The 6000-nt window shown below is 61.0% G+C and carries 5 protein-coding genes; 1 reads left to right on the top strand and 4 read right to left on the bottom strand.

The genetic code is table 11. From position 1 onward, the window contains the following. Positions 1 to 329, top strand: a 329-nt coding sequence (locus ABLE85_RS04200; protein ID WP_348791411.1) for a hypothetical protein, incomplete at its 5' end; no start/stop codon positions are given. A 519-nt stretch (positions 330 to 848) separates the two neighbouring features. On the opposite strand, the gene ABLE85_RS04195 is transcribed toward ABLE85_RS04200, so the two are convergent. The 4 genes from ABLE85_RS04195 to ABLE85_RS04180 form a co-directional block, all read right to left on the bottom strand. Then, positions 849 to 2012, bottom strand: coding sequence for an ABC transporter permease (locus tag ABLE85_RS04195; RefSeq protein ID WP_348791410.1), 1164 nt, complete (start codon positions 2010 to 2012; stop codon positions 849 to 851). Between the two features lie 68 nt (positions 2013 to 2080). After that, positions 2081 to 2797 (bottom strand): ABC transporter ATP-binding protein, encoded by a 717-nt coding sequence (locus tag ABLE85_RS04190; protein ID WP_348791409.1) that lies wholly within the window; start codon positions 2795 to 2797, stop codon positions 2081 to 2083. Between the two features lies 1 nt (position 2798). Then, positions 2799 to 4139 (bottom strand): efflux RND transporter periplasmic adaptor subunit, encoded by a 1341-nt coding sequence (locus tag ABLE85_RS04185; RefSeq protein ID WP_348791408.1) that lies wholly within the window; start codon positions 4137 to 4139, stop codon positions 2799 to 2801. 652 nt (positions 4140 to 4791) lie between these two features. Next, complete coding sequence (locus ABLE85_RS04180; protein ID WP_348791407.1) at positions 4792 to 5988, bottom strand: MFS transporter; 1197 nt, start codon at positions 5986 to 5988, stop codon at positions 4792 to 4794. Positions 5989 to 6000: the final 12 nt, after the last annotated feature.

Below are 6000 nucleotides of genomic sequence, written 5' to 3'. Positions count from 1 at the left end.
GGTGCGGCCGACCTTATCCGGCGCAATTAATACCCCGGATAATATCCCGGATAGCAGGCGCCGTAGTAGCCGTAGTAGCCGGTGGCATAGTAGGGGTTGCAGTAATACAACAACGGCAGGCCTCGACCGAAGAAGAACGCGTTGCCGCTGCCGTTGAAGAAACGACGGTGGAAGAAGCGGCCATCACGGAAGCCGTGGAAACTGCGGAATCCGTGCATACCATGGAAGCCGCCGAAGCGATGGAAGCCGCCAAAGCCGCGCATGCCAGGGAAGCCGCCAAAGAACGTTCACGACGTCTTTCGCCGCTTCGCACAGTCGATGCTTCATGATGACCGGCGCAACTCGCTGCTGTTCCAGCGCATGGCCGACAAGTCTGGGATCGAGCACCGCTACTCGTGCCTCGCGCCATGATGCATGGGCGCTGTTGGCAGCGTTCGCGTTGTTGGGCGTATTGGTCGTGCCATTTGCCTGGAGCCGGGCAACAGTATCGGCGATGAAGTCGAACTGAGGGACGACGCGAGTCGGAGAAAGCGCACTCCTTTTCCGTTTTGGCCTCCAAATCAACCAGATCCAGCTTGCGGTGAAGGTCCGCGACCTCCTGCGCCGCTACGTTCGGATGGAGCACGCTCTCTGATCTCGTTCAGCTTGTCACGCGCCGAGGACGCAGGAGGCGCGAACCTCCCGGGCGCCGAGCATAGGCGACTTCCCAGAACGGATACCGTGACTATCGCCACAGACGCCAGCGCGGTCATGATTGTGCTTTTGGCCAACTTGCAGGGGTAAGAGGAAATACGCTCACCGGCCGGATGGTTCCGGCCGCCGCCGTGACATCCACTGCCGGCAAGTGACTAAGCGAAGCGCAATGCCTCAATCGGATCGAGCCGTGCGGCCCGATGGGCCGGATAGACGCCAAATGAAATCCCAATGAGCCCCGAAAATCCACAAGCCAGGACAACGGCCCAGGGGCTGATCAGGATCGGCCAGCCAGCCTCCCATGCGATTGCAACCGCCGCCGCCGCTCCGAGCACCGCCCCGACAAGCCCGCCCAGCAGTGCCAGGATCAAGGCCTCGATCAGGAACTGCCATCGGATATCGCGGCGACTAGCCCCGACAGCCATGCGCAAACCTATTTCGCGGGTCCGTTCGGTCACAGAAACCAGCATGATGTTCATGACACTGATGCCGCCAACGACCAGCGAGACTGATGCCACCGCAATCAACAGAATGCCGAGGAGCCGCACTGCGGCCCCACGTGCAGTGAGGACATCCGCCGGATTCTCGATTCTGAAGTCGCTGGGAGCATCCCCGCGAATGCGGTGTCGTTGCCGGAGCAACGCTTCGATCTCTTGTTGCGTCTCCGACATCGCGGCCGCATCCGACACCTTGACCGAGACGAAATCCAACGCCTCGCGGGTTGTGCCACGCACGGCCCCGACCACGCGGCTTTTCGCTGTCAACAGCGGAATGAACACGACATCGTCTTGACTTCGGCCTGCCGCCCCCAATCCCTTTTTGTCGAGCACACCGATCACGGTGAACGGTACGTTGCCAATCCGAAGCGTTTCACCGACGCCGGCGCGTCCGTCGAAGAGTTCCTCGACAATAACCGACCCGACAATGGCCACTTTGGCTCCAGATGCGACCTCTTCGTCTGTGAAGGATCGACCGTCGACAACTTGCCACTCGCGCGCCACCAGGTAGTCGGCGTTGATCCCGGCGACCAGCGTCACCCAGTTCTTGTTTGCGGCGACCAGGGGCATGGGGCGCGATAACAGCGGGGCGGCCACCTGTACGTCCGCCAGTTCGCGGCGAATGGCTGCCGCGTCCTCTTCCGTCAGTGTGGGCTGTGTTCCGGCTTGGAGCTTGGCCCCATTGGAATTCTGGGCTCCGGGCAAGACCAGCAGGAGATTGGCACCAAGCGTGCGGATCTTCTCCGAGACCTCCGCCTGAGCGCCCGCTCCGATCGATATCATGCAGACCACAGCGGCGACGCCAACGACGATCCCCAGCACGGTCAAGGCGCTCCGCAGTTTATTTGCGCCAAGCGCTCGAGTGGCGATTCGCATGCTCTCCAAAGGGCTCATTCCGGGAAGTCCGCAAGCGAGTTCTGAGCTGATGTCCCTTCAACTTTAAGAATCCGTCCATCGTGTAAGGTGATCTGGCATTGCGCCCGATCGGCGACATTGGTGGCATGCGTAACCATGATGATCGTGCGACCATCACGGTGAAGGCCCTCGAACAGGGACAGAATCTCGTCGCTGGTGCGACTGTCCAGCGCGCCCGTCGGCTCGTCGGCCAGGATCAGAACAGGATCATTCACGATTGCCCGGGCAATGACGACCCGCTGCTGCTCTCCTCCCGAGAGTTGACTCGGCCAATGGTGACCGCGGTTGGCAAGGCCTACGCGGTCAAGCGCATCCTTGGCCCTGCGACGCCGCTTTGAGCGAGGAACACCCGCATAGATGAGCGGCAGTTCGACATTTTCCAGCGCGGTTGCTCGCGGCAGTAGGACCGGCAATTGGAATATGAAGCCGATGGCTTGGCGCCTGAGGGCGGCGCGCTTGTCCTCGCTAAGCTCTGCAACCGCCTGACCCTGCAGCGAATATTCGCCGGAATCCGGCCGCTCCAAAAGACCCAGGAGGTTCAGCAAGGTCGACTTGCCCGAACCCGAGCGGCCGCGGATCGCAACAAATTCGCCGTGGTTGATCAACAGCGACACGCCGGATACCGCCCGAATGATGGTCTCGCCGGAAGGGTAGGATTTTGAGATTCCTACGGTCTGGAGGAGGGGTTGCATCTCAAAAACCCAGGCGAATGCCGAAGTAGCCCTTCTGGCTCTGTGAATTGGCAACCCCGACGATTACTTGCTGGCCCACTGTAAGCGGTCCCTCAAGCAGCTCTGCGCCGCTGTCGTCGCTCGCCCCGAGCTTGACGGCGATCGGGCTTGGTTGCCCGTCACCGCCGACCACCCACACCGTCGCAGCCGCCCCAGAGGAGGTGCTCAGGTGACCGGGCGGGGATTCGGCGCCGCTCGGCCGGAAGCGCAGCGCTTGGCTGGGAATTTTGAGGATCTCGCCGGTATCACTGACAACGATTTGAAGCTGCGCAGTCATTCCCGGCATCAACAGAAGGTCCGGATTGGGGGCGGAAACGATGGTGGTATAAGTCACGACGTTTTGCACGACCTCGGGCGCCTTGCGGATCTGCAGAATCCGCCCGTCGAAGGTTCGATCGGGGTAGGCGTCCACTCTGAACAGGACCGCCTGGCCAATATGCAGTTGTCCAATATCGGCCTCATCGATCTTTCCGTGGACCTCCATCTGTCGCAGATCGTTCGCGATCTTGAACAGTGTTTTGGCTTCCAGGCTGACGGCGACCGTCTGTCCTGGATTGACATCCCGGCTGATGATGATCCCGTTAATCGGAGCGCGCAGTACGGTGCGATCCAGATCAAGTCGCGCCTGGTCCAGAGTCGCCTGCCTCTGTTCGACAACAGCCTGAGCATTCTCGATTTCGGCCTCGGCCATCAGCTTTTCTGCTTCGGCCATCGCAATGGCCTCCGCCTTCATCTGAACCTGATCCACGGAGGCGCGCAGGTCGGCGGCCCCTGAGTCACGCATAGCTCTGGCCTGGCTTAGGTCGCGCTCGGTCCCGCTGCCGGTGCGTGCCAATTGAACCTTTCGCACGAGATCTCGCTCCGCTTCATCCTGCCTGGACTTGATTGCCGCCGATTGAGCCTCCGCCAATTCCTTGGCGGTCTGCGCATTCGTCACCGCGACCTTCGCTCTTTCCAGCGCCGCCCTTGCGGTTTGGGCGGCAGCCCTTGCCACGCCCAGGGCGGCCTTCCCCTCATTGACCCGGGCGACAAAGATCTCCGGATCGATCTGGGCGATCGGCTGACCAGCCTTTACAGCATCATTGAAATTGACGAACACCGCCGCAATCTGGCCGGACAGTTGTGAGCTGACGTCAACGCTCGCGGCGGCCTCGACGGTCCCATTTGCCTTCACCAGAGTAGAAATGTGACCGCGCTCGACCGGGGCTGTGAGGAAGATCGGGATCGTGCGCTCTTGACTGTAGGTGTAGCCTAAGCCGACCGCCACCGCACAAAGGAAGCCGGCCACAACGACGAGACGCATGCAACTGTCATTCTATTCCAGTGTCCGGCGTTTTGCCCAAAACTCCAAATAACCCTGCACGCCGGAACGAGTCGGTCGATTCAAACCGATCACGTGTTTTAGTAGGCGCAGATGCGCCTACTATGGCATCTGCTTCATCTCCCTTGTCGTGGCGTTCCGGCAAGCAACGTCGTACTGGGAAACCGCATTGGCACTTGCTTGCCCGTTCGTTGTAGTTGGGTTGCCTGGGTTTCCGGCATATCCCTTCGTTACTGACTGGTTGAACGGCGAACCATTGGTGCCTGCCGGGTTACCCGCGTTAGCCGCGTTGCCGGGGGTGTCGAGGGCAGCGGTACTAACCGTGCACGCCAAGCCCGCGCCAGCGCCGGGTTGGCCCGTAGCAAATGCGGCCCCGGTTGGCAGAAGTACCAAGCATAGGCCGGCGGTGAGAGAGACGAATAGGTGTTTCATCTCTTCGCTCCTTCCAAAGCTGTGTTGCAGATCGAAAACGGTCAAATTTGAGTCGTCGCTTCGAGGCGCGTCACGCCTTCAAACCCGGACCATCGATGTGGGGCTGGGACTTGACCGTTAACTGGGAAGAACACCGGAAGGGGGTAAAAGTTCCCGAACAATCCCAGATTTTTTTAAGCCGCCTGTTCGACCCTGCCTCGAGCTAAGTCTGCTCTTCAGGTGGCTTGACGTGACGAAACTGAGCCAGGACCAACAGATCGTAGCTGATCTTCAGCGCTCCACAGATGAAGAGCGGCCACGCTTGGAGGGAGGCGGCAAATAGCAGCCCTGCAAATGTCGGACTGATCGCCGCGGCGAGACTGCGGGGCACCGACGTAAAGCTGGCTGCGGCGGCACGCTCGGGCTCGGTCACGACCGCCATGACATAGGACGAGCGCGTCGGCACATCCATCTGCGACAACGCTGCCCGTAGCAGCAGCAAAGCGAGCGCCACAGGCAACGTCGGTGCAACAGCGGCCAGCATCAAGGCGACGCTGGATGGGATGTGCGTAAACACCATCGTGTTGATGAGCCCTATGCGTCGCGATAGCCGTGCGGCGACCAGATAGGAGGCCGCCGAGAGCAGGCCGGACCAGAAGAAGAACGTGGCCGCCTGGGAGAGCGACAGGTTGAACCGCTCGAACAGCCACAAAGCCAGCAGGGACTGAACGACGAAGCCACCGGCGAACGCGTCGAGGCTGAACAGTGCTGCCAGCTTGAAGACAACGTGACGAGAGGGCCCAAGCGCGGCCGTTGGCTTGGTTTTCGGGACTGTTTCACGCGCGGGGATGCGAGCGTAAAGGCTGCCTCCCAGCACGCCCAGCAACGCATAAAGGACGAACATGACCCTTATGCCGCCGAGGCGATCGAGACCGAACATCGCCAGATGATCCGGAATTGCCGCTGCAAGGCCACCAAACGCCGCGGCGATGGCTCCCACGAAGCTGTAGCGTGCGAACATCCTGGTGCGGGCAGAGGCTGCAACTTCGCGCGCGAGCACGGCGTGTTCCAATGGCACAAAAATGCTGACGCTGCCGGCGGATGGGTTGATCGTGCCGGCGAACGCAACGAGCAAAAGCAGCGCATAATCATGAAGGAAAACGAACGCCGCGCCGGTTGCACACATCAGGCCGGCGGCGGCAAGCAAAAGCCGGCGATGATCGTGGCGCGCGCCGAGGAAACCAATGCCAATGGTGAGCGATGCCGATCCCAGAAGCGATGCGGTCGCAACAACCCCGACTTGCAGCGGCGTGAAGCCGAGAGCGAGCAGATAGACCGGCAACAACACCGCCACGAAGGCGTCACCGAAGTCACGCAGGGCACGCGCCGCAAACAGATAACTTGCGGGTTGGAATCGCATTTGTTCCGCCAG

The organism is Mesorhizobium sp. KR1-2 (assembly GCF_040045035.1).
Lineage (GTDB): Bacteria > Pseudomonadota > Alphaproteobacteria > Rhizobiales > Rhizobiaceae > Pseudaminobacter.
This window is presented reverse-complemented; position numbering and strand designations above follow the sequence as displayed.